Origin of the sequence: Nocardia blacklockiae (assembly GCF_015477355.1) — a bacterium.
In the GTDB taxonomy this organism is placed as follows: Bacteria; Actinomycetota; Actinomycetes; order Mycobacteriales; family Mycobacteriaceae; genus Nocardia; species Nocardia blacklockiae.
In genome coordinates this window covers 639,717-660,340 of the sequence record NZ_JADLRJ010000003.1, presented here as the reverse complement: position 1 = coordinate 660,340, position 20,624 = coordinate 639,717, and the positions used below count along the sequence as shown (strand labels likewise).

General features: G+C 70.4%; 25 protein-coding genes and 1 pseudogene. 8 read left to right on the top strand and 18 right to left on the bottom strand.

Annotated features, from left to right (window positions below):
* Positions 1-27 precede the first annotated feature (27 nt).
* Complete coding sequence (locus IU476_RS12560; RefSeq protein ID WP_195099662.1) at positions 28-678, bottom strand: hypothetical protein; 651 nt, start codon at positions 676-678, stop codon at positions 28-30.
* 81 nt (positions 679-759) lie between these two features.
* Here IU476_RS12560 and IU476_RS12555 point away from each other — a divergent pair, with 81 nt between their 5' ends.
* Entirely contained in the window at positions 760-1,380 is a 621-nt protein-coding gene (locus IU476_RS12555; RefSeq protein WP_195099660.1) for a TetR/AcrR family transcriptional regulator, read from the top strand.
* A gap of 78 nt (positions 1,381-1,458) precedes the next feature.
* Complete coding sequence (locus IU476_RS12550) at positions 1,459-2,211, top strand: NYN domain-containing protein (RefSeq protein ID WP_195099658.1); 753 nt, start codon at positions 1,459-1,461, stop codon at positions 2,209-2,211.
* 4 nt (positions 2,212-2,215) lie between these two features.
* Here IU476_RS12550 and IU476_RS12545 read toward each other — a convergent pair whose 3' ends face one another.
* Positions 2,216-3,442, bottom strand: coding sequence for an erythromycin esterase family protein (locus tag IU476_RS12545; protein WP_195099656.1), 1,227 nt, complete (start codon positions 3,440-3,442; stop codon positions 2,216-2,218).
* A gap of 114 nt (positions 3,443-3,556) precedes the next feature.
* Between IU476_RS12545 and IU476_RS12540 the strand changes: the two genes are divergently transcribed.
* Both IU476_RS12540 and IU476_RS12535 read left to right on the top strand, forming a co-directional pair.
* Positions 3,557-4,048 carry a MarR family winged helix-turn-helix transcriptional regulator gene (locus tag IU476_RS12540; RefSeq protein ID WP_195099655.1) on the top strand — a complete coding sequence of 164 codons (492 nt, stop codon included), beginning with the start codon at positions 3,557-3,559 and terminating at the stop codon, positions 4,046-4,048.
* A 95-nt stretch (positions 4,049-4,143) separates the two neighbouring features.
* Complete coding sequence (locus IU476_RS12535; RefSeq protein ID WP_195099654.1) at positions 4,144-4,620, top strand: hypothetical protein; 477 nt, start codon at positions 4,144-4,146, stop codon at positions 4,618-4,620.
* 94 nt (positions 4,621-4,714) lie between these two features.
* On the opposite strand, the gene recO is transcribed toward IU476_RS12535, so the two are convergent.
* The 6 genes from recO to IU476_RS12505 all read right to left on the bottom strand — a co-directional run bounded on the left by recO (position 4,715) and on the right by IU476_RS12505 (position 7,778).
* Positions 4,715-5,482 carry a DNA repair protein RecO gene (recO, locus tag IU476_RS12530; protein ID WP_195099653.1) on the bottom strand — a complete coding sequence of 256 codons (768 nt, stop codon included), beginning with the start codon at positions 5,480-5,482 and terminating at the stop codon, positions 4,715-4,717.
* 89 nt (positions 5,483-5,571) lie between these two features.
* Entirely contained in the window at positions 5,572-5,874 is a 303-nt protein-coding gene (locus IU476_RS12525; RefSeq protein ID WP_438944002.1) for a dihydrofolate reductase family protein, read from the bottom strand.
* A gap of 303 nt (positions 5,875-6,177) precedes the next feature.
* Positions 6,178-6,513 carry a YnfA family protein gene (locus tag IU476_RS12520; protein ID WP_195099652.1) on the bottom strand — a complete coding sequence of 112 codons (336 nt, stop codon included), beginning with the start codon at positions 6,511-6,513 and terminating at the stop codon, positions 6,178-6,180.
* Between the two features lie 24 nt (positions 6,514-6,537).
* On the bottom strand, positions 6,538-6,969 hold the full coding sequence (locus tag IU476_RS12515; RefSeq protein WP_195099651.1) for a MerR family transcriptional regulator: 432 nt from the start codon (positions 6,967-6,969) through the stop codon (positions 6,538-6,540).
* Positions 6,966-7,310: a hypothetical protein gene (locus IU476_RS12510; protein ID WP_195099650.1), complete on the bottom strand. Its 345-nt coding sequence runs from the start codon at positions 7,308-7,310 to the stop codon at positions 6,966-6,968. The genes IU476_RS12515 and IU476_RS12510 overlap by 4 nt, the downstream gene beginning before the upstream one ends.
* A gap of 54 nt (positions 7,311-7,364) precedes the next feature.
* Positions 7,365-7,778 (bottom strand): hypothetical protein, encoded by a 414-nt coding sequence (locus IU476_RS12505; RefSeq protein ID WP_195099649.1) that lies wholly within the window; start codon positions 7,776-7,778, stop codon positions 7,365-7,367.
* A gap of 177 nt (positions 7,779-7,955) precedes the next feature.
* Between IU476_RS12505 and IU476_RS12500 the strand changes: the two genes are divergently transcribed.
* Entirely contained in the window at positions 7,956-9,371 is a 1,416-nt protein-coding gene (locus IU476_RS12500; protein ID WP_195099647.1) for an amidase, read from the top strand.
* Here IU476_RS12500 and era read toward each other — a convergent pair.
* The 6 genes and pseudogenes from era to IU476_RS12470 all read right to left on the bottom strand — a co-directional run bounded on the left by era (position 9,368) and on the right by IU476_RS12470 (position 14,854).
* Entirely contained in the window at positions 9,368-10,285 is a 918-nt protein-coding gene (era, locus tag IU476_RS12495) for a GTPase Era (protein WP_195099645.1), read from the bottom strand. The two genes, IU476_RS12500 and era, sit on opposite strands and share 4 nt — an antisense overlap.
* A 149-nt stretch (positions 10,286-10,434) precedes the next feature.
* A pseudogene (locus IU476_RS12490) lies at positions 10,435-10,761 on the bottom strand (cytidine deaminase-like protein); the annotation flags it as partial.
* Positions 10,754-12,076 carry a hemolysin family protein gene (locus IU476_RS12485; protein ID WP_195099643.1) on the bottom strand — a complete coding sequence of 441 codons (1,323 nt, stop codon included), beginning with the start codon at positions 12,074-12,076 and terminating at the stop codon, positions 10,754-10,756. The gene IU476_RS12485 and the pseudogene IU476_RS12490, both read right to left, overlap by 8 nt.
* Before the next feature lie 31 nt (positions 12,077-12,107).
* Positions 12,108-12,662 (bottom strand): rRNA maturation RNase YbeY, encoded by a 555-nt coding sequence (gene ybeY, locus IU476_RS12480; RefSeq protein ID WP_187684444.1) that lies wholly within the window; start codon positions 12,660-12,662, stop codon positions 12,108-12,110.
* Between the two features lie 48 nt (positions 12,663-12,710).
* Positions 12,711-13,766 carry a PhoH family protein gene (locus IU476_RS12475; protein ID WP_195099898.1) on the bottom strand — a complete coding sequence of 352 codons (1,056 nt, stop codon included), beginning with the start codon at positions 13,764-13,766 and terminating at the stop codon, positions 12,711-12,713.
* A gap of 200 nt (positions 13,767-13,966) precedes the next feature.
* Positions 13,967-14,854 (bottom strand): LysR family transcriptional regulator, encoded by an 888-nt coding sequence (locus IU476_RS12470; RefSeq protein WP_324194033.1) that lies wholly within the window; start codon positions 14,852-14,854, stop codon positions 13,967-13,969.
* A 101-nt stretch (positions 14,855-14,955) separates the two neighbouring features.
* On the opposite strand from IU476_RS12470, the gene IU476_RS12465 reads away from it, so the two are divergent.
* The 3 genes from IU476_RS12465 (at position 14,956) to IU476_RS12455 (ending at position 17,073) form a co-directional block, all read left to right on the top strand.
* The gene (locus IU476_RS12465; protein ID WP_195099638.1) at positions 14,956-16,179 is read left to right on the top strand and encodes an MFS transporter; all 1,224 of its coding nucleotides are present in this window, start codon (positions 14,956-14,958) and stop codon (positions 16,177-16,179) included.
* Positions 16,180-16,233: 54 nt separating this feature from the next.
* On the top strand, positions 16,234-16,620 hold the full coding sequence (locus tag IU476_RS12460; RefSeq protein WP_324194032.1) for a DUF4913 domain-containing protein: 387 nt from the start codon (positions 16,234-16,236) through the stop codon (positions 16,618-16,620).
* A gap of 162 nt (positions 16,621-16,782) precedes the next feature.
* On the top strand, positions 16,783-17,073 hold the full coding sequence (locus IU476_RS12455) for a hypothetical protein (protein ID WP_195099635.1): 291 nt from the start codon (positions 16,783-16,785) through the stop codon (positions 17,071-17,073).
* Between the two features lie 52 nt (positions 17,074-17,125).
* On the opposite strand, the gene IU476_RS12450 is transcribed toward IU476_RS12455, so the two are convergent.
* From IU476_RS12450 to IU476_RS12435, 4 genes are all read right to left on the bottom strand, one after another.
* The gene (locus IU476_RS12450) at positions 17,126-17,866 is read right to left on the bottom strand and encodes a 16S rRNA (uracil(1498)-N(3))-methyltransferase (protein ID WP_195099634.1); all 741 of its coding nucleotides are present in this window, start codon (positions 17,864-17,866) and stop codon (positions 17,126-17,128) included.
* Positions 17,867-17,881: 15 nt separating this feature from the next.
* The gene (gene dnaJ, locus IU476_RS12445) at positions 17,882-19,033 is read right to left on the bottom strand and encodes a molecular chaperone DnaJ (RefSeq protein ID WP_195099633.1); all 1,152 of its coding nucleotides are present in this window, start codon (positions 19,031-19,033) and stop codon (positions 17,882-17,884) included.
* Positions 19,034-19,093: 60 nt separating this feature from the next.
* Complete coding sequence (hrcA, locus tag IU476_RS12440; RefSeq protein ID WP_195099632.1) at positions 19,094-20,125, bottom strand: heat-inducible transcriptional repressor HrcA; 1,032 nt, start codon at positions 20,123-20,125, stop codon at positions 19,094-19,096.
* A gap of 184 nt (positions 20,126-20,309) precedes the next feature.
* Positions 20,310-20,513 carry a hypothetical protein gene (locus tag IU476_RS12435; RefSeq protein WP_195099631.1) on the bottom strand — a complete coding sequence of 68 codons (204 nt, stop codon included), beginning with the start codon at positions 20,511-20,513 and terminating at the stop codon, positions 20,310-20,312.
* Positions 20,514-20,624: the final 111 nt, after the last annotated feature.

Below are 20,624 nucleotides of genomic sequence, written 5' to 3'. Positions count from 1 at the left end.
GTCACCGCGTATCCCGCCGGCGCCCGCTCACGCGCGCAACAGCAGCACGCTGTAGACGACGATCCACCCGATCCATCCGAGCCAGCCCACCAGCCCGGCGAGCGCGATCCGATGGGTGCCCTCGACGTTGTACGGACCGGCCGACGCGGCGACGAACAGCAGTGCGGCGCTGGCATAGCCGAGCCAGGCGTGCCAGTCCGGGACGAACCCCGCGCTCGTCCCGGCGGCCGAGAAGCCCAGCAGCGCGATCGCGAGGAACATCTGGTTGTAGCCGAACAGCACATTGCTGAACCCCCACAGCGCGACGGTGACGCCGCGCTCGTGCTGTGCCGCCGCGGCCATCCCGAACCGCAACGCCTCGACACACGCGAACGCGACGTTCTGCATGAGCACGCCGGCGAATCCGACCAGCGCCCACACCGCGGCCGCCGTCCCCGCACCCCACAGCCGGCCCACCAGCCCGGCCGCGAAGACCGTGGTGCACAACCACAGCGACGGCGCGATCAGCGACGGACGCCGCAGCGCGCTCCCGACCGTGGCGAAACGCTCGACGACAACGTCGAGACGCTGCCCCGCCATCGGCATCGGCAGCCGCCCGCGGACATAGAGCACGTTCACGACCACCGCCGCCAGCACGAAGCCGAGACCGCCCAGCCCGGCCCACTCGGTGTAACTCATGCGGACACCCTTCCCGGAACCATCGCGCAAATTGGTTTACGCGAGTTATATTGAATATAAGCACCGGAAAACAGGAGGGCAATGACGGAACCGGAACGGCGGCGCTACGACTCGCTGCGCCGCCAGGAGCAGGCCCACCGCACGCGAGCCGGCATCGCCGAGGCCGCGCGGCGGCTGTTCGTGACTCGAGGCTGGGCGGCGACCAGCGTGCGCGACGTCGCGCGCGAGGCCGGGGTGTCGGTGCCGACCGTCTACGCCGCGTACACCAACAAGCCGGGGCTGGTCTGGGCGCTGGTGGAGGCGGCGGACCTGTCCGCCGACCTGTCCCGGATGCTCGACGGTCTGGAGGAATCGGCCGATCCCCGGGCGCAGCTGGGCGCCATGGCGGGCTACGACCGGCGGCTGTTCGAGCGGTCCGGCGATCTCATCGCGCTGATCCGCGAGGCGGGGCGCACGGAACCCGAACTGGCCGAGGTCTATCGGCAGGCGCGGCGGCTGGCCGACGAGACGCGCGTCGCGGTGTTCTCCTCGTGGCCCGCGCACACCCTGCGGGCCGGCCTCGACCTACCGGAGGCGGTCGACGTCTTCGCCGCGCTCTGCAACATCGACGTCTACACCACGCTCACCGTCGAGCGCGGGTGGTCGCCGGAGCGGGTGGAGCGCTGGTGGACCGAGACCCTGGCCCGCGAACTCCTCCGCTGACCCACCCGGATCCGCCGGGCGGTGGCGGCGGCGCGCTACGGTGGTGTCGATTGCCGCCGACCGACGAAGGGTAGCGCCGTGACCAGCGAGAATTCGATCAGGCTAGCGGTATTGATCGATGCGGACAACGCGCAGCCGGCCATTGCGGACGGGCTGCTCGCGGAGGTCGCCAAGTACGGCACCGCGCACGTGAAGCGGGCCTACGGCGACTGGACGAGCACGAATCTGAAGGGCTGGAAGGACCGCCTGCTGGAACAGTCGATTCAGCCGATCCAGCAGTTCGGGTACACGACGGGCAAGAACGCCACCGACTCGGCGATGATCATCGACGCGATGGATCTGCTCTACACCGGCAAGCTGGACGGGTTCGTGATCGTCTCCAGCGACAGCGATTTCACGCGGCTGGCCAGTCGCATCCGCGAATCCGGGCTCACCGTCTACGGTTTCGGCCAGCGCAAGACGCCGCAGCCGTTCGTCGCCGCCTGCGACAAGTTCATCTACACCGAAAACCTCACCGACACAGCCGAAGAGGCGCCCGCCAAGCCGCATCGCACGGCCGCCAACCAGCTCAAGGGCGACTCGAAACTGATGAATCTGCTGCGCAATGCCGTGGACGCGGCCTCCGACGACTCGGGGTGGGCGATGCTGTCGGGCGTGGGGTCGATCATCAACAAGCAGCGGCCCGATTTCGACCCGCGCACCTACGGCTACCGCAAGCTCGGCGACTTGTTCACGGCGACAACGCTGTTCGACCTGGAGGGCCGCAGCCCCGGCGAGGGCAAGCCGGAGATCACCTACGTGCGCGACGTCCGCTACCGGCCCGCGCAGTGATGGATCAAGCCGGTCGAGCCTCGGGCGGCGGATCGAGGGGCCGGGTGGGGGTGACGGTGCGGACGCGGAGCAGCAGATCGAACCAGTCGGCGAGCGCACCGCCCGTGATGTGGTGGTCGGCATCGCGCTCGGGGCGGTAGGTGCCGACGATCAGGCGCAATCGGGCGGGGTTGTGCAGCCACCGGTGGACCGAAGCCGTTGTGGGCGAACGCAAATCGAGCAGGTATCCGTCGTAGTCGGGAATGTCGAGCACCGCGTCGGCGAAGTCGCGTGCCGGGGCGGGCACGGCGAGATGGGTACGCAGACGGCCCTCGTGGAAGGTGAGCGCCACCGAGAGGTACCCGCGGCCGAAGCGTTCGCGCAGCAGGTACCCGGTGGTCGGGAACTCCTGCGCCAGTGCCGCCACGGTGAGCCGTTCGGCGACAACGGTATTCGACAACCCCTCCCAGTACACGATCCGCTGCCCCGTCGCGTCGTGCCGGGCGGCGATGCGTTCCGCCGCGGCCACGGCCTCCGCCGCGAAGTCCCGGCCACCGGCCGCGGTGCTCGACTCGTGGTATTGCACGATCAGCCGGGCCGCGTCCAGCACGGCGGCCGGGGCACGCAGTGAGTCGACCAGCGCCAGCGCGTCCCGGGCATGCTCGGCGAAGGGGCGGCCGGGATGCGTGCCGTCGGCCCGCTGAATGTGCTCGCCGCGCCGGTGCGCGGTGATGATCGGGTCGTAGTGGGCGTGCAGTTCGGCGAGGCGTCCGGGTGCGGTGCGCGCGACGAAGTCCGACACCTGCGCATAGTGCGCCGGGCGGGCGGCCTCGGGCGTCAAGCCGAACAGCCGCAGCGGATCATCGGGGTGCGCGCGGTTGAACTCACGCGCCCAGTCCAGGACGGCGCGGGTCTCGGCGGTGCGCCACGGCACCCAGGCGTCGGCCAGCAGCGCCGCCGGGTCCCCGTCCCCGCCCTGCACGTATTCGTCGAGAGCGGCGACGACCGTCGCGTCGTCCAAGAGCGCCAGCGCTCGGAAACCTTTGCGCTCCACCAATACTCGAAGTACCTCGTGCGCGAGGACGGAGATCTCGTGCGCGGCCCGGGTGGCCGTCCCGAGCCCCACCACGACCGCGTCATCGACCGCGGCGGCCAGCAGGTCCGGCGGCGGTCCGGCCGGTGCGTCGAACGGCTGAGCGGCGGCGCGCAGCCGGTCCGCGATCTCGGCAGTGTCGGATTCCGGGTGGGCCATGACACCCTCCTACAGTTGAGCGGACGACCGTGCCGCGGGCACGAGGGACGATCAGGTACCTTTGGAGTCAAAGGCATTTACCTTTGATGACAAAGGTAAATGGAGGTGGTGCGGATGTCAACGGCGAAATCGGCGCGCGACGACGCGGGCCCGGACACCGACGACGCCGTGCGCGCGCTGCTGCTGCTCATGCCTCGGCTGGTCGGCCGGGCCAAGCGCACCCAGCCGCCCGCGGAACTGCGTTCCCTGGCGCCGCGCCACCTCTCGCTGCTGTCGTATCTGCTGTTCGACGGGCCGATGACGGTGAACGAACTCGCCGACCGCCTCGAGGTCGCCCCGACCACCGTCAGCCTGATGGTCAGCGACCTCGCCCGTGCGGACGTGCTGGAGCGCACCGAGGACGAGGCGGACCGCCGTCGCAAGATCATCAGCATTACCGAGGCCAAGCTCCCGGCGATCAGAGGGTGGCTGGCTCGCGGCGCGGAAGCCTGGCGCACCGCCCTGGACCCCCTCACTCCCGCCCAGCGCCGCACGGTCATCGAGACCCTGCTCGCCTACGAGCAAGCGGTCACCGAGCCGACCGGTCCCGGGCAGACGGCGAAATAGACTGCCCCGCACGATCGGTCGTGCCGAGTGGGTTTTCGGGACCACCGCGACACCGGTAATGTCGCCCGCCGGAAGGCGATCGGGTGGGAGCGGCAATGACAAGATTCGTACTGTGGCGGCCCTCGGCCATGTTCTGGCGGGTGTGCACCCTCGTCCTGGCCGTACTCCCCCAGGGGCTCGATACCAGCGTGCCGGACCTGGTCGCCGACGACGTCGAGCCCTTCGAGGGCGATGTGATGATCGCCCAGACGGTCCTCCTGTCGTCGCCGCCGTGGCCCGAGCAATGGCTGGAATATCTCACCGAGTCCGGCCTCGCGGTGCTGGTGCCCGCGGTCGCCCTGGTGCTGCCGGTCAAGTACGCGCGCATCGGAACCCGGTGGGCCGCACTGCTTCTGGCCGCGCTCGGCGTGGCAGACGGATACCTCGGCCTGTCGGCGCTACAAAGCAGTACCGGCGGGGGCGAGTCGAGCGTCCTGCTGTTCATGTCGCCGTTCTATGTACTGGCCGCGGTCACGCTCGTCGTGAGCGAACGAGTGAACAGGCCCGCACCGAGCCAACCCGAGCCGAGCTAGGCGGCAACCGACCGCAGTGGCGGAGGCAGGGTAGGGGCTGTGGGTGTCGGCGTGGTCGCGCAGGCTGTGGTCGAGGGAGTTCGGCGCGGGCTGCTCAGCCGACGCGGCTCTCCTCCGCGATCCCGTGCGGGCGGGTGCGTTCGATGAGCGGCAGGGTGCGGAGCTGGCGTTCCAGATGCCATTGCAGGTGGGCGGCGGTGAGCCCGCTCGCCTGGCGGCGCACCTGTTCGGGAATGGCGTCCACGCCCGACCATTCGCCGCGGTAGAGGGCGTTCATCAGATCCAGCACGCCCACCGCCGGAGTGGCCGAACCCGGCGGACGGCAGTGCACGCACACCGCTCCCCCGGCCGCCACGTGGAAGGCCCGGTGCGGGCCCGGGGTGGCACAGCGCGCGCATTCGTCCAGCGCCGGCGCCCAGCCCGCGAAACCCATGGCGCGCAACAGGAACGCGTCGAGAATCAACTCGTGCGGCCGCTGGTGCGCGGCGATCGCGCGCAGCGCGCCCGCGGTCAGCGTGTGCAGCCGGGGCGCGGGAGCGCGCTCCTCACCGGCCAGCCGCTCGGCGGTCTCCAGCACCGCGCAGGCAGTGGTGTACCGGCCGTAGTCGGCGACGATATCGGCCGCGAACGCCTCCACCGTATGCACCTGGGTGACGGTGTCGAGATTCCGCCCCGGATACAACTGAATGTCCACATAAGCGAACGGCTCCAACCGCGCCCCGAACTTCGACCGCGTCCGCCGCACCCCCTTGGCCACCGCCCGCACCAGCCCATGCTGCCGCGTCAGCAACGTGACAATACGATCGGCCTCCCCCAGCTTGTGCTGGCGCACCACAATCGCATGGTCCCGATACAGCCTCACCCGCCCATCCTCCCACGCCCCACCACCCCCACGGCACACCACACACGAAAGCCCACCGTTGTTGCGCCGAACACGTCTCGCCCACCCGATCAGTCGGTCCGATAGCGCAACAGCACCACGCCGGATTCGAACGGCTTGGACTCGACCAGCCGCAGCTTCGGCACTCCGGTGGTGAACAGCCGCGTGCCCTTGCCGAGGACCACGGGATATACGAAGAGCCGATATTCGTCGACCAGTCCCGCGGCGATCAGGAAATGCACCAGCGTGATACTGCCGGTAGTGACGATGTCCCGCCCGGGCACAGCCTTGAGCGCCGCCACCTCCTCGGCCGGCCGCCCCCGCAGTACGACGCGGCTACCGCGGTGCCAATCCCATGCGATGAGCGAGCCCACGCAATTCGCGTCCCGTGTGATCACGCGGCGCGGTAGGCAGCAGCGCGGTGACGGTCTCGCAAATCAGCACATTATTGTGGACATACTGCGGCGCCAACTGTTCGGCGGTTACGAGGGGTTGAACACTCCGAACGCGGGTCGCGCGGTCGGTGGCCAGCGCTCGACCTAGATCGCCGTGAAAGCCGGCCTGCCAGCTGCGCAGTGGGATTGCGGCGGGGTGCGCACCTTGCGCGATTTCGGCAATCGCCCGGTTACGGGAAGCGAACACCCGAAACCGACTACTCCTCTGACCGAAGGCAACTTTCACCCCACCCGGGGCGCGTACATGATGACCGCGACGCCGAGTAGGCAGAGGGCGGCACCGGTGATGTCCCAGCGGTCCGGCCGGAAGCCGTCCGCGACGACGCCCCACAGTAGGGAGCCGGCCACGAACACTCCGCCGTAGGCGGCGAGGATGCGCCCGAAGTTCGCGTCCGGTTGCAGTGTGGCTACGAAGCCGTACACGCCCAGGGCGATGATTCCGGCACCGATCCATGTCCACCCGCGGTGTTCCCGCACGCCTTGCCACACCAGCCAGGCGCCACCGATCTCGGCCATCGCGGCCAGGACGAACAGCAGGATCGAACGCGCGACAGTCATGACCGCAGCCTATGTCCAGCGGACCTACTCGACTTCGGTCCGATCCATGGCGTCGAAAGGCACGGGGCAATCCGGCACGGTGCTGCATGTCAGCAGATCGTCACATCCGGCTGCCAGCGCGGCGCGCAGGGTGTCGCGCACCGCGGTCAGCTCGGCCAGTTTCGCGTCGATCTCGGTCAGCTTCGCCGCCGCGTGAGTCCGCAATCCGCCCTCGCGACGGCGACGACCGCGATGGGTCGTGCCGAGCAGTTCGGCGACCTCGTCGAGAGTGAACCCGAACCGCTGCGCGGCCTTGATCACTCGGAGTACCGTCACCGCCTGCGCCGGATACAGCCGGTGCCCGCCAAGTGTGCGGTCCGGCGCGGCCAGTAGTCCGCGGCGTTCGTAGTAGCGCAGCGTCTGCGTGTTCACGCCCGCCGCGGCCGCCAACTCGCCGGTGCGCAGCCCCGTGGTCACTGCGGCTCACCCCTTGCGGCGGTGGCTTGCGCGGCGAACGCGTCCAGCACCTCGGCGTAGGAGTCGGGCACTTCGACCCGCATCACCGAATCCGCATCGGTCGAGATGAATTCGAAGCGGAAGAACGAGCAGCAGCTCGACTCCCGGGCCGCGAGGTCGCGGGCGACCGGTTCGGCCTCGGCCGCCAGCGTCAGCTCTAGCGATGTCGGTGTGACTCGGTGTACCCGCCGTACCGATTCGGCGAAGAAGCGGCCGAACTCGGCGACTCGGGTCGGCTGCTCGGCTGTCGGCAGCGTGCAGGCGTCGGGGGCCCAGTCGGCTGCGTCAGGCGAATTCGTCATGACGCCACGGTAAGCCTGTACTCGGGTACAGGATGCAAACTCAGTAGACCAGGCCTACGGCTGCACCCACACTCCCTCCGCGTACACCTGCATGATGCGTGGGGCGTGAATCGTGCGGAGTAGCAAGGTGGTCCAGCCGGTGCGGGAGCGGTCAATGGCGAAATCGTCGGCCTCGAGGAGCATGCGTTCGGGGCCTTGGGGTTCCATCGTGACCGCGGGGTGGCCGAGCGGGACGTCGACCAGCGGCGTCCGATTGCCCCACACGATCAGGCGGCGGCGACTCATCGCGATGGTGCCGCCGGCGATGTTCTCCCAGTTCGAGGAGGCGTAATGCAGCGAGGTCCGATAACTGCGGTGCGCCACGGACCCTCCGACCGGGCCGAAGACCACGATCCCTTCCGACTCGAGATCCGAACGCAGTTGCAGCGGTAGCTCTTTCGAGCCGAACGCCCGGGACATCCACTTCACGGAGATGAATCGTAGGGGGATTACGCCGTCCGCGCCGCCGATGCCGGTCGAGCGACCTGCGGAAATGCCGCCGGGCGATATCACAATTCGAGAACGTCTGAACCACACCACCAAACTGGACGAATGACCAGCTGCGCGCTACGTTGCCAGCAAGGGACCCACGAGACGGAGATCACCATGACCACCGCGCCGACCCGCGACCTCGGATTGGCCGAGCTGGCCGCCGCCATCGACCGCGGCACGACCACCTCGGTGGCCGCCACCACCGCCGCCCTCGACCGCATCGACGCCGCGCAGCCGCGACTCAACGCCTTCCGGGTGGTCCGCCGCGAGCGCGCCCTCGCGGAGGCGGCCGAGGCCGACCGGCGGCACGCGGCGGGCACCAGGCTGCCGCTGCTCGGCGTCCCGATCGCGATCAAAGACGACACCGATATCGCCGGGGAGCCAACGGCTTTCGGCTGCGGCGGGGACTTCCCGCCGAAGACCGAGGACGCCGAATCGGTGCGTCGATTGCGGGCGGCCGGCGCGGTGATCGTCGGCAAGACCAACACCTGCGAGATCGGGCAGTGGCCGTTCACCGACGCGCCCGCCTTCGGCTACACCCGCAATCCCTGGCACGCCGAGCACACCCCGGGCGGCTCCTCGGGCGGGTCGGCCGCCGCGGTCGCCGCCGGGCTGGTCCCCGCCGCGCTCGGTTCCGACGGGGCCGGTTCGGTGCGGATCCCGTCGGCGTGGACGAATCTGGTCGGCATCAAACCGCAGCGCGGCCGCATCTCCACCTGGCCGCTGACCGAAGCCTTCCACGGGCTCACGGTGAACGGACCGCTCGCGCGCACAGTGGCCGACGCGGCCCTGCTGCTCGATGCCGCCGCCGGACCGCATCCGGGCGACAAGCACACACCGGCCCCACTGCGCGTCTCCGACGCGGTGGGCCGCGATCCCGGACGGCTGAAGATCGCACTGTCGCTGCGCATTCCGTTCACCGCGACCAGGACCGCCCTGGACCGCGAGGTCGCGGCACGCGTGCACGACACCGCCAAGACGCTGCGCCGGCTCGGGCACGAGGTGACCGTCGCCGACCTGCACTACGGCCTCCTCATCGGCGCCAGCTTCCTGCCGCGCTCGATGGCGGGCATCCGCGCGGCACTGGCGGAACTGCCCGGCGCACAGGTGGATTCACGCACTCGATGCAACGCGGCGGTGGGCCTGCTGCTCGGCGGCCCGGCCCTGTTCGCCGCCCGCGCCGCGGAACCGCTGCTGCACAAGCGGATCGGCCGCTTCTTCGACGACTACGACGTGGTCCTCGCCCCCACCACCGCCACCCCGCCCCCGCCGGTCGACGCCATGGACGGCCTCGGCGTCTCCGCTACCGACGCCCTCATCACCGCCGCCTGCCCGTACACCTGGCCGTGGAATGTGCTGGGCTGGCCCGCAATCAACGTGCCGGCGGGCTTCACCGAAGCCGGACTGCCGGTCGGAGCCCAGCTGCTGGGCCCGGCCGACTCCGAACCGCTCCTGATTTCCCTTGCCGCACAACTCGAATCGGAGCAGCGCTGGGACCGCCACCGCCCCGAGCCCTGGTGGGCCGACTAGAAACCCAGCTTCCCCAGCTGCTTGGGGTCGCGCTGCCAGTCCTTGGCGACCTTGACGTGCAGATGCAGGTAGATGCGGGTACCGAGGATGTGCTCGATCTGTTTGCGAGCCGCGGTGCCGACCTCCTTGAGCCGCGAACCGCCCTTGCCGATCACGATCGCCTTCTGACTCGGGCGCTCCACGTAGAGCAGCGCGTGCACGTCGAGCATGTCCTCGTGCTCCTCGCGCGGCAGCACCTCCTCGATCACGACGGCCAGCGAATGCGGCAGCTCGTCGCGGACGCCCTCCAGCGCGGCCTCGCGGATCAGCTCGGCCATGAGCGTTTCCTCGGGCTCGTCGGTCAGCTCGCCGTCGGGGTAGAACGCCGGGCCCTCGGGCATCTGCGCGGCGATCACGTCGACGAGCACCTCGACCTGCTCGCCCTTCACCGCCGACACCGGCACCACCTCGGCCTCCGGACCGAGCAGCTGCGACACGGCCACCAGCTGCTGGGCGACCTGGTCCCGGCTCACCTTGTCGATCTTGGTGACCACGCCGAGCAGCGTGGTCTTGGGCGCCATCTGCCTGATCTGCTGCACGATCCACCGATCGCCGGGCCCGATCTTCTCGTCGGCGGGGATGCACAAAGCGATGACGTCGACCTCGGAATAGGTGTCGCGCACCAGATCGTTGAGCCGCTGCCCCAGCAGCGTGCGCGGCCGGTGCAACCCGGGCGTGTCGACGAGGATCAGCTGGGCGTGCTCCCGATGCACGATGCCGCGGATGGTGTGGCGGGTGGTCTGCGGGCGCGAGGAGGTGATGGCGATCTTCTGACCCACCATGGCGTTGGTGAGCGTCGATTTGCCGGTGTTGGGCCGGCCGACGAAACAGACGAAGCCGGAACGGAATTCGCCGTCGCGCGACCCGGCGCTCACTCGAACACCCCGGACTCGGTGTTCGGGTCGAAATCCTCCGGCAGGTTGCCCCGCCGCCCCGCGGTGACCTCACCGCCGATCGGATTCTCCACCCCGTACGGGTTCTCCTTTCCCGCACCGCGTTTCGTCCCGGCCGTGCCGGTGAACGTCTCGACGACCGCGCCCTTGCGGTCGGTGAGCACGATGGTCGCGTTCTCGGACACCTCGTGCACGGCCGCCACCCCGGCGTCCGAACGCTGCCCGCCGACTACCACCGCGGCCTCGAAACCCTCTGCGCCACTGGAGATCGCGGCCGCCACCGCCGCCTGCAGCGCGGTCAGCGACAGGGCACGCAGTTCCACCGCGCCGGCGGCGTAGGTGCGGCCGTCGGTGTCGCGCACCGCGGCGCCGCTGCCGCCGCCGGTGCGGCCCATCGCGCCCCGCGCCAGCACCAGCAGTTTGTTGTCCTCGGCACCGAGTTCCGCGGTGTCACCCATCGCCTTCTCCATCCTCGTGTCCGGCAAACTCGTTGTCCCCCTTGCTTTTCGCTTCCACCTTCTCCGGCGCGCGCTTCACCACCACGGTGTGCACCCGGACCCGGCCGCGCGCGTCGGCGCCGCCCTCGCCGCGCAGTTGCAGCCCGTGCACCACCACCTTCGAGCCCGGCAGCGGGACCCGGCCCAGCGCGTGCGCCAGCAGGCCGCCCACGGTGTCGACGTCCTCTTCCTCGATGTCCATCTCGAACAGCTCGCCGAGATCGTCCACCGACAGCCGCGCCGACACCCGGTACTTGCCGTTGCCGAGGTCCTCGATCGGGGCGATCTCGTCGGTGTCGTACTCGTCGGCGATCTCGCCCACGATCTCCTCGAGCACGTCCTCGATGGTGACCAGCCCGGCGATGCCGCCGTACTCGTCGACCAGCAGCGCCATGTGGATGCGGCGGCGCTGCATCTCGTCCAGCAGCGCGTCCAGCGGCTTGGAGTCGGGCACGAACACCGGCGGGCGCATCACCTCGCGCACCCGCACCTTGCGGCCGCGGTCGGCGTAGGGCACCAGGTCCTTCAGATAGACGACGCCCACGATGTCGTCGACGTTCTCGCCGATCACCGGAATGCGCGAATGCCCCGACCGCACCGCCAGCGACATCGCCTGCGCCGCGGTCTTGTCCGCCTCGATCCACACCATCTCGGTGCGCGGCACCATCACCGCGCGGGCGGCGGTGTCGCCGAGTTCGAAGACCGACTGGATCATCCGGCGCTCGTCGGAGTCGACCACGCCGCTCTGCTGGGCCATGTCCACGACCTCGCGCAGCTCCACCTCGGAGGCGAAGGGGCCGTTGCGGAATCCGCGGCCCGGGGTGATCGCGTTGCCGATCAGGATCAGCAGCCGGCTCACCGGGCCCAGCAGCGAACCGATCGCCTGCAGCGGCAGCGCCGCGCCCAGCGAGATCGAATAGGCGTGCTGACGGCCCAGCGTGCGCGGGCCGACACCGATCACCACGTAGTCGACCACCACCATCACCACCGCGGTGAGCAGCAGCGCCCACCCGGTGCTCAGCCAGTCGCTCAGCGCGGCCGCGAGCAGGACGGTGGCGGTGATCTCGCAGATCAGCCGCAGCAGCACCATCAGGTTCACGTAGCGGGGACGATCCACCACGATGCGGGCCAGTCGCCGCGCGCCGCCGCGGTCGGCGCGCACCAGGTCCTCGACGCGCGCGGGCGAGATGGTGGCCAGGGCGGCGTCGATGGCCGCGAACACGCCGCCGACCGGCACCAGCAGGATCGCCAGGAGTAGCAGAACCAGCGAATTCACGCCGTGCCCCGCCGCTTTCGCGGTAGTTCGCTCACGCCGGGTCCAACGGGTCGCCGGGAGCGGTGAAGCCGGTCTTGCCCAGCAGGCGGCGGTCGCGCTCGGCCAGTTCGGCACGCCGCTGCGCCTCGCGCAGGCTCTCGTACCACTCGGCGAGCAGCCGGTTCTGCAGGCCGAACATCTCCTTCTCCTCCTCCGGCTCGGCGTGGTCGTAGCCGAGCAGGTGCAGGACGCCGTGCACGGTCAGCAGCGCCAGTTCGTGGTCGAGCGCGTGGCCCGCCTTGGTCGCCTGGGCGGCCGCGAACTCGGGGCAGAGCACGATGTCGCCGAGCATGGACGGGCCGGGCTCGCCGCTGTCGGGGCGTCCGCCCGGCTCGAGTTCGTCCATCGGGAACGACATCACGTCGGTCGGGCCGGGCAGATCCATCCAGCGCATGTGCAGATCGGCCATGGTGTCGAGATCGACCAGCACCATGGACAACTCGGCCGCAGGGTGCACATCCATCCGGCCGATCACGAAGCGCGCGACACTGACGAGCTCTTCCTCGGATACGTCCATACCCGATTCGTTGGCGATCTCGATGCTCACCCTGTCAGCCTAATGGGCGGGGGTGGGATGTCCCGGCAGCGCCCGCGATCACCGCCGCGATCGGCCCGCGGCCCGGCGCTGGGCGCGGTTGCCCGGGTAGTGCGGCAGCTGCGGGCGGTCCTCGGCCTCGTAGCGGTCGTAGGCGTCGACGATGTCCGAGACCAGGCGGTGGCGCACCACATCGCTCGAGTTCAGCTCGGCGAAATGGATGTCGTCGATGTCGGTGAGGATGTCGCTCACCACGCGCAGGCCGGACCGGGTGCCGCCGGGCAGGTCGACCTGGGTGATGTCGCCGGTGACGACGATCTTGGAGCCGAAGCCCAGCCGCGTCAGGAACATCTTCATCTGCTCGGGCGTGGTGTTCTGTGCCTCGTCCAGGATGATGAAGGAGTCGTTGAGCGAGCGGCCGCGCATGTAGGCCAGCGGCGCCACCTCGATGACACCGGACTGCATCAGCTTCGGGATGGCCTCGGGGTCCATCATGTCGTGCAGCGCGTCGTAGAGCGGGCGCAGGTACGGATCGATCTTCTCGTTCAGCGTGCCCGGCAGGAAGCCCAGCCGCTCGCCCGCCTCCACCGCGGGCCGGGTGAGGATGATCCGGCTGACCTGCTTGCCCTGCAGCGCCTGCACGGCCTTGGCCACCGCCAGGTAGGTCTTGCCGGTGCCGGCGGGACCGATGCCGAACACGATGGTGTGCTCGTCGATGGCGTCGACGTAGCGCTTCTGGTTCAGCGTCTTGGGGCGGATGGTCTTGCCGCGGCGGGACAGGATGTCCAGGCTAAGCACCTCGGCCGGGGAATCGGAGGAGCCCTCGGTGAGCATGGAGAACGTGTGGCGCACCGCCTCCGGCGTCACGACCCGGTTGCGACCGGTCAGGGCCACCAGCTGCTCGATCACGCGCTCGGCCAGCGCCACGTCGGCGGCGCGGCCGGTGAGCGTCACCGAATTGCCTCGGACGTGGATGTCGGCGTCGAGCAGACGCTCCAGTTCCCGGAGGTTCGCGTCGGCCGAGCCGAGGAAGCCGAAGACGGATTCAGGAGCGAGTTCGATGCTGGAACGCACGGTCCGCGCGGCCGGGCTCGAGCCGTTGCCGCCGGCTCCGATGCCGGCCTGGGGAGTAGTCGGGTCGCCGATGTCGCCTGAGGTTCGCAATAGGTGCTATGGCCTGCTTTCGGTCTCGCGCGTGCGTTTCGTGTGTTCAAAGTTTAGCTCGGACCACCGACAAGGCCCAGTGAATAAGCGGCTACCAGCTGGTCACGGGCGCGTTCCGGTGGGTTTCGCCGCGCGCGAACGGGGGTACCGGCTCAGCGCTGGGACCACTCGAAGGCGAAGTCCCGGAATTGCCGGACGGCGTCGGAGGGCGCGGCGGCCGCCGACCAGATGAGTCCGGCGTCCCGCACGGCCCCGGGATCGGCGAGGGGAATCAGCACCGGGCCGGGCGCCGGGCCGCGCACCGGGGCCTCCTCCAGCGGCAGCACCGCGACGCCGAGCCCGGCGGCCACCAGACCCGCGACGGTGACCAGATCGGTGGATTCCAGGCCGACGCGGGGCCGGAAATCGGCCGCGGCGCACAGGTCGTCGAGGATGCGGCGCATGCCGAATCCGGCGGGCATGGCGATGAACTCGGCGTCCGCGACCTCCGCCAGCCGCACCTGCCGCCGCGCGGCGAGCCGGTGCTCGGGCGGCACGGCCAGGGCCAGCCGCTGCCGCAGCAACGTCCGCCACCCGAGTCCCGCGACGGCCGGTTTGGGTGACACCAGGCCGAGGTCCGCGTCGCCGTCCAGCACGTGTGCCGTGACCACCTCGGCGGCGTCCTGCCGGAGGCTGAAGGTGATCCGCCCGGAACCGCGCCGGAAACCCGCGACCAGGTCCGGGACCACCCGCGCCCCGAACGAGTGCAGGAACGACAACCGCACCACGCCCTTGGTCGGGTTGGCGAGGTCGGCCAGTGCCCGGCCGGCCGCGTCCAGTTCGGCCTGCGCGCGGCGGGCGTGCTCGTAGTAGACGCGGCCGAACTCGTTGAGCGTCAAGCGTTTTCCGTGCCGGTCGAACAAGCGCACGCCGAGGCGGTGCTCGAGGCGGGCCAGCATGCGCGAGAGCGTCGGCTGGGCCAGGTGCAGCTGATCGGCGGCCGCGCCCACCCGCTCCAGCTCGGCGAGGGTGAGGAACCAGTGCAAATCGTCACTCGGCACGGACGGCGTCTCCCAGCGGACCTCTACTAATGCGCATGTGGAATGAACTTCGTCATCATTATGCATTTCCTTTCGGATCGGTCCGCGCGAATTCTGGAGATATGCCCGCCGCCACCGCGCTCTCGCCCGATACCGCGACGCACGAACGCCGGATCACGCTGGCGCTGTTCGCCGCGGGGTTGACCACCTTCGCCTCGATGTACAGCGCGCAGGCGCTGCTCCCGAGCCTGTCGACGGCGTTCGCGGCCACCCCGGCGCGGGCGGCGCTGGCGGTGTCGCTGACCACCGGACTGCTGGCGCTGGCGATCGTGCCGGTGAGCGTGCTCTCGGGGCGGTTCGGCCGGACCCGCGTGATGGTGACCTCGGCGGTCGTGTCGAGCGCGGTCGGGCTGCTGCTGCCGTTCAGCCCGACGCTGGAGCTGCTGTTGGCCGGGCGGGCGATCCAGGGGCTCGCGCTGGCGGGAGTGCCCGCGGTGGCGATGGCGTACCTGGCCGAGGAGATCGGCACCGACGGGCTGGGCGCGGCGATGGGCGTGTACGTCTCGGGCACCACCCTCGGCGGCCTCGCCGGACGGTTGTTGCCCGCCTTCACGCTGGAGGTGGCGTCGTGGCGGTGGGCGGGCGCGGCGGTGGCGGTGGCCGCGGCCGGGTGCACCGTCTGGTTCGTGCGGAGCCTGCCCGCGTCCCGGCGGTTCGTGCCCCGGCCGCTCGGAATCCGTTCGCTGGCAGCCGATCTCGCCGGGCAGCTGCGGCACGGCACGCTGCTCGCGCTGTTCGGGCTGGCGTTCGTGCTGATGGGCGGGTTCGTGTCGATGTACAACTTCCTCGGATACCGGCTCATCCGGGAGCCGTTCGGATTGTCCGCGGCGACTGCGGGTCTGGTGTTTCTGATGTATCTGTCGGGCACGGTCACCTCGGCGCTCGCGGGACGCCTCGCCGACCGCCACGGCCGGGCGCGGGTGCTGGTGATCTCGGTGGCGACCATGGCGGCCGGCCTGGTCGGCACGCTGCCCGATCGGTTGCCGCTGGTCCTGCTCGGCGTACTGCTGTGCACCGCAGGGTTTTTCGGTGCCCATTCGGTGGCGAGCGGCTGGGTCGGCGCGGCCGCCACCGGCAACCGGGCCACCGCGTCGTCGCTCTACCTGTTCGCCTACTACCTCGGTAGTTCGCTGGTCGGCGGCGCCGCCGGAATCGCCTACAGCTGGCACGGGTGGGCGGGTTTGGTGGGCTACGTGGGTGTGCTGCTGGTCGCGGCGGGGGTACTGGCGGGCGGTCTCGCGCTGGCGGCGCGGTCTCGGCGGCCCGAAGCCGTTGCGGCGCACTGAGGTCGCGGACGACCGTTGCCCACGTGTCACCCCGCGTGGCTACGCTCGGTCAGCGTGGACGCACAGGAGCACGACACCGAGCCGGGACCGATCTACGAGTCCGTCGGCGAATTCGTCGAGAACTACCTCAGCCTGGTCTATCGCCGGAACGTGACCGGCGGGCAGCGGGTCTGGTGCCCGCGGTGGTGGATGCACGCCGAGGCGGTGCTCCGGCTCGAAGCCGTCTGGCGGGCATGGGAATACCTGCGCCTCGATTCGAAGACGGGCATGAGCACCTGGCTGCTCGACCACGCCGACCCGCACATGGCGGTGCTGTTCGACCGCCACGGCCCGTTCGAGTACTGCTCGGTCGAGAAGGGGCACGCCGACACCATGAAACCGCTGTCCCTCGTCGCCATCCCGCCGAACGTCTTCTCCCCCGACACGGCTTCGGACGCGTAACTTCCGGCGTCTCTCGGCCTTCTCGACCGCGCGGTGGTGCCGGGGCCGTCGCCGCCTTGCCGCATCAGTGACGTGGATCACACCGTCCGGTTCTGCGGAACCGGAGACCGGTCGGCACGTCTAACGCCATGACGGACAGCACTTCTCGGACAAGGAGTTCGCATGAAACTTCGGATGGCGACCATCGCGGTTTCCGCCGCGATCGCGAGCCTCGGCCTGCTCACCGCGGGACCGGCGCTCGCGGCACCCCAGATCGCGCACACGGACCACCACCAGCCGCCCGGCCCGCCGGAAGGCTGCCCGCCACCCCCGCTGGGCCCCGACGGCAAGCTCCTACCCCCACCCCTGGGCCCCGACGGCCGCCCCCTGCCTCCCCCCACCGGCGCCGACGGCAAGCCCTGCACACCCCCTCCGGGCCCCGACGGCCGCCCCCTCCCCCCGCCCGGCGCCTGATCCCACCCGTTGCCGCCCCCGTCATTCGGGCGGGGGCGAAGCGCTTTTCGAATTACCAGCGCGGGGTGAGTGCACCCAGCGCACCCAGCGCGACGGCGGCGGCTGTCGAAGTGCGTAATACCGTGGGGCCCAGCAGGACCGGTGCGGCACCCGCGTCGGTGAGGGCGGTGAGTTCGCTGTCGTCCAGTCCGCCTTCGGGACCCACGATGAGGACGACGTGCGAGGCCTGGGCGACGGGCAGGTCGACGAAGCGGGAGCGGCCCGACTCGTGCAAAGCGGCCACGACTCCGTTGTCCGCCTGGGCTTTTCGGACCAGTTGCAGGACATCCGGGGTGCGGTGCAGGTCCGGCACCTCCGGGATGTAGGGGCGGCGGGACTGCCGGGCGGCCGAACGCGCCGCGGCACGCCACTTGTCGACGCCCTTGCGCGCCTTGCCTTCCCAGTTGGCGACGCAGCGCGCGGCCTGCCAGGGCACGATGACGTCGGCACCCGCCTCGGTCATCAGTTCCACCGCCAGCTCGGAACGGTCCGATTTGGGCAGCGCCTGCACCACCGTCACCGGCGGCGAGACCCGTTGCGCGACGGCGCGATTCAGCACCTTCAGCTCGAGCCGGTCCTTCTGCGCCGCGACCACTTCCGACTCGGCCACCACACCGGCGCCGTCGGACAGCGTGATCGGCTCGCCGACCCGGATCCGCCGCACGGTCGCGGCGTGGCGGCCCTCCGGCCCGTCCAGCACCGCGACACCGCCCGGCGCCGGGATCTCGTCGAGGTAGAAAACGGTCGCCGCCACCGCGTTTCGCCCGGGTCAGCGACCGCTGAACGACGCCCGCAGCCGCGCGAACAGCCCGCTGTTGTGCTCGGACTGGGCCGACAGCACCTCGGTGCGCTCGCCGTTGCGGGTCGCCTTGTACTTGCGCAGCAGGTCGGACTGCTTGCTGTCCAGCTTGGTGGGCACCACGATGTCCAGGTGCGCGACCAGGTCGCCGCGCGCGCTCGACCGCAGCTTCGGCATGCCGTGCCCGCGCAGCACCGACACCTCGCCGGGCTGGGTGCCCGCCGGGATGGTCAGTTCGGTCGGGCCGTCGAGGATGGTGTCGATCACGACCGTGGCGCCCAGCGCGGCGTCCACCATCGGCACCCGAACCGTGCAGTGCAGGTCGTCGCCGTCGCGGACGAAGGTGTCGTGCGGCTGCTCGACGATCTCCACGTACAGGTCGCCGGCCGGGCCGCCGCCGGGGCCGATCTCGCCCTGCGCGGCCAGCCGCACCCGCATGCCGTTGGCGACACCCGCCGGGATCGGCGCGGCGATCTCGCGGCGCGACCGCACCCGGCCGTCGCCGCCGCACTTGCGGCAGGGGTCCGGGATGGTCTCACCGGTGCCGCGGCAGGTCGGGCACGGGCGCGAGGTCATGACCTGGCCCAGGAACGAGCGCTGCACCGTCTGCACCTCGCCCGCGCCGCCGCAGGTCTCGCAGCGCACCGGCTTGGAACTGCCGTTGGTGCCCGCGCCCTGGCACAAATCGCAGAGCACCGCGGTGTCGACGGTCAGGTGCTTGGTGACGCCGACCGCGCATTCGGCCAGCGACAGCCGCGTCCGCAGCAGCGAATCCGCGCCCGGCTGCACCCGGCCGCGCGGCCGGCGCTGGCCGCCCGCGGAACCCATGCCGCCGAAGAACGCCTCGAACACATCCCCCAAGCCGCCGAAACCGGCACCGGCGAAGCCGCCACCGCCGCCGGCGGACTCCATCGGGTCGCCGCCCATGTCGACGATGCGCCGCTTCTCCGGGTCGCTCAGCACCTCGTAGGCGGTCGACACCTCGCGGAACTTCTCCTGCGCGTCCGCGTCGGGGTTGACGTCGGGATGCAGTTCCCGCGCCAGCTTTCGGTAGGCGCGCTTGATCTCCTGGTCGGTCGCGTTGCGGCCGACGCCGAGAATTCCGTAGTAGTCCCGTGCCACTTGCGTCTCTAGTCCTGTTCCGAATCTGTTCCGCTCACAACCGTTGGGGCCGTGGCCGATTCATCGCTCGGCGAGCACTTCGCCGATGTACCGGGCAACCGCCGCCACGGAAGCGATGGTCCCGGGGTAGTCCATGCGGGTCGGGCCGAGCACTCCCATCCCCCCGAGCACGGTACCCGGCACACCGTACCCGGTGGACACCACGGAGGTTCCGCGCATCTGCTCCACCTGGGTCTCCTCGCCGATCTGCACCGTCACCATGCCCGGCTGCTGCGCCGCGGCCAGCAGTTTCAGCACGACCACCTGCTCCTCGAGCGCCTCCAGCACCGAGCGCAGCGAGCCCGGGAAGCCGAAATCGCCCACGTTGCGGGTGAGGTTGGCGGTGCCGCCGAGCACCAGCCGCTCCTCGGGATGCTCCACCAGCGTCTCCACCAGCACCGTCGACACCCGCACCAGCACGTCGCGCAGCCGCTGCGGCGCGTGCTCGGGCAATTCGGCCACCGCCGTGGATGCCGCGGAGAGCCGCTTGCCGTCCATGGCCTTGCCGAGCATGGCGCGCAGCGCCGCCAGGTCCTCGTCGTCGACGACCGCGCCCAGCTCGACCAGGCGCTGATCGACACGGCCGGTGTCGGTGATGACCACCAGCAGCAGCCGCGCCGGATTCAGCGCGACGACCTCGAGGTGGCGGACCGTCGACGCCGACACGGTCGGGTACTGAACCATCGCGACCTGCCGGGTCAGCTGCGCCAGCAGCCGCACGCCGCGGCGCAGCACGTCGTCCAGGTCGACGCCGTTCTCCAGGAATTCGATGATGGCGCGGCGCTCGGCCTGCGACAGCGGCTTCACCTCGGCGATGTTGTCGACGAACTGCCGGTAGCCCTTGTCGGTCGGTATGCGACCGGAACTGGTGTGCGGCTGGGTGATGTACCCCTCGGCCTCGAGTACGGCCATGTCGTTGCGCACGGTGGCGCTGGACACGCCGAGATTGTGTCTGTCGACCAGCGTCTTCGAGCCGATCGGTTCCTTGGTCGCGATGTAGTCCGCGACGATCGCACGCAGGACCTCGATCCGCCGTTGCTCGGTGCTCGGCATCGGCCCCACCTCCTCGCTCGCCCTCGGTCCGCCGGGCGCGACCGCGTCACGGCACGACGCGATCACGCGGATCCCGGATCATCCGGTTCCAGTCTAATTGCCCAGGGAACAATCCCCGGTGCACACATCCCGACCTTGGTGGTGGTGCGCGCGGGTGGCGATGCGGTGGCGGGCGGGCAGGCGGCTAGTCCGCGCCCGCGGCCTTCCCCGCGGCCGCGTCCAGGCCCAGCATCGCGAGTAGCGACGTGCAGTCGTCGGCGTCGGTGGCGTAGCTGGCGACCGCGCGCGCGGCCATCGCACAACGCCGCGCGCTCTCCGCCTTCTCCGCGGCCCGCGACTCCGCGAACTCGCTCTGATCATTGACAAGGGTGATGCGTGCCTGCGGCATGAGACTCCTCGGGGTTGTGTCGAACGCTACACCCCCGACCCCCCAACCTCGCCCCCAACCGGCGAATCGTCGCGATCATCGCCGCCGCGGGAGGCAGGACCGGTGCGGTCA

What these genes read in the sequence shown, in the direction of transcription:
- IU476_RS12540 (WP_195099655.1), top strand. Translation starts at nt 3,557, where the DNA reads ATGTCAACGGCGAAATCGGCGCGCGACGACGCGGGCCCGGACACCGAC.
- IU476_RS12465 (WP_195099638.1), top strand. Translation starts at nt 14,956, where the DNA reads ATGCCCGCCGCCACCGCGCTCTCGCCCGATACCGCGACGCACGAACGC.
- IU476_RS12555 (WP_195099660.1), top strand. Translation starts at nt 760, where the DNA reads ATGACGGAACCGGAACGGCGGCGCTACGACTCGCTGCGCCGCCAGGAG.
- IU476_RS12560 (WP_195099662.1), bottom strand. Translation starts at nt 678, where the DNA reads ATGAGTTACACCGAGTGGGCCGGGCTGGGCGGTCTCGGCTTCGTGCTG.
- IU476_RS12520 (WP_195099652.1), bottom strand. Translation starts at nt 6,513, where the DNA reads ATGACTGTCGCGCGTTCGATCCTGCTGTTCGTCCTGGCCGCGATGGCC.
- IU476_RS12535 (WP_195099654.1), top strand. Translation starts at nt 4,144, where the DNA reads ATGACAAGATTCGTACTGTGGCGGCCCTCGGCCATGTTCTGGCGGGTG.
- hrcA (WP_195099632.1), bottom strand. Translation starts at nt 20,125, where the DNA reads ATGCCGAGCACCGAGCAACGGCGGATCGAGGTCCTGCGTGCGATCGTC.
- IU476_RS12545 (WP_195099656.1), bottom strand. Translation starts at nt 3,442, where the DNA reads ATGGCCCACCCGGAATCCGACACTGCCGAGATCGCGGACCGGCTGCGC.
- IU476_RS12510 (WP_195099650.1), bottom strand. Translation starts at nt 7,310, where the DNA reads ATGACGAATTCGCCTGACGCAGCCGACTGGGCCCCCGACGCCTGCACG.
- IU476_RS12435 (WP_195099631.1), bottom strand. Translation starts at nt 20,513, where the DNA reads ATGCCGCAGGCACGCATCACCCTTGTCAATGATCAGAGCGAGTTCGCG.
- IU476_RS12500 (WP_195099647.1), top strand. Translation starts at nt 7,956, where the DNA reads ATGACCACCGCGCCGACCCGCGACCTCGGATTGGCCGAGCTGGCCGCC.
- IU476_RS12455 (WP_195099635.1), top strand. Translation starts at nt 16,783, where the DNA reads ATGAAACTTCGGATGGCGACCATCGCGGTTTCCGCCGCGATCGCGAGC.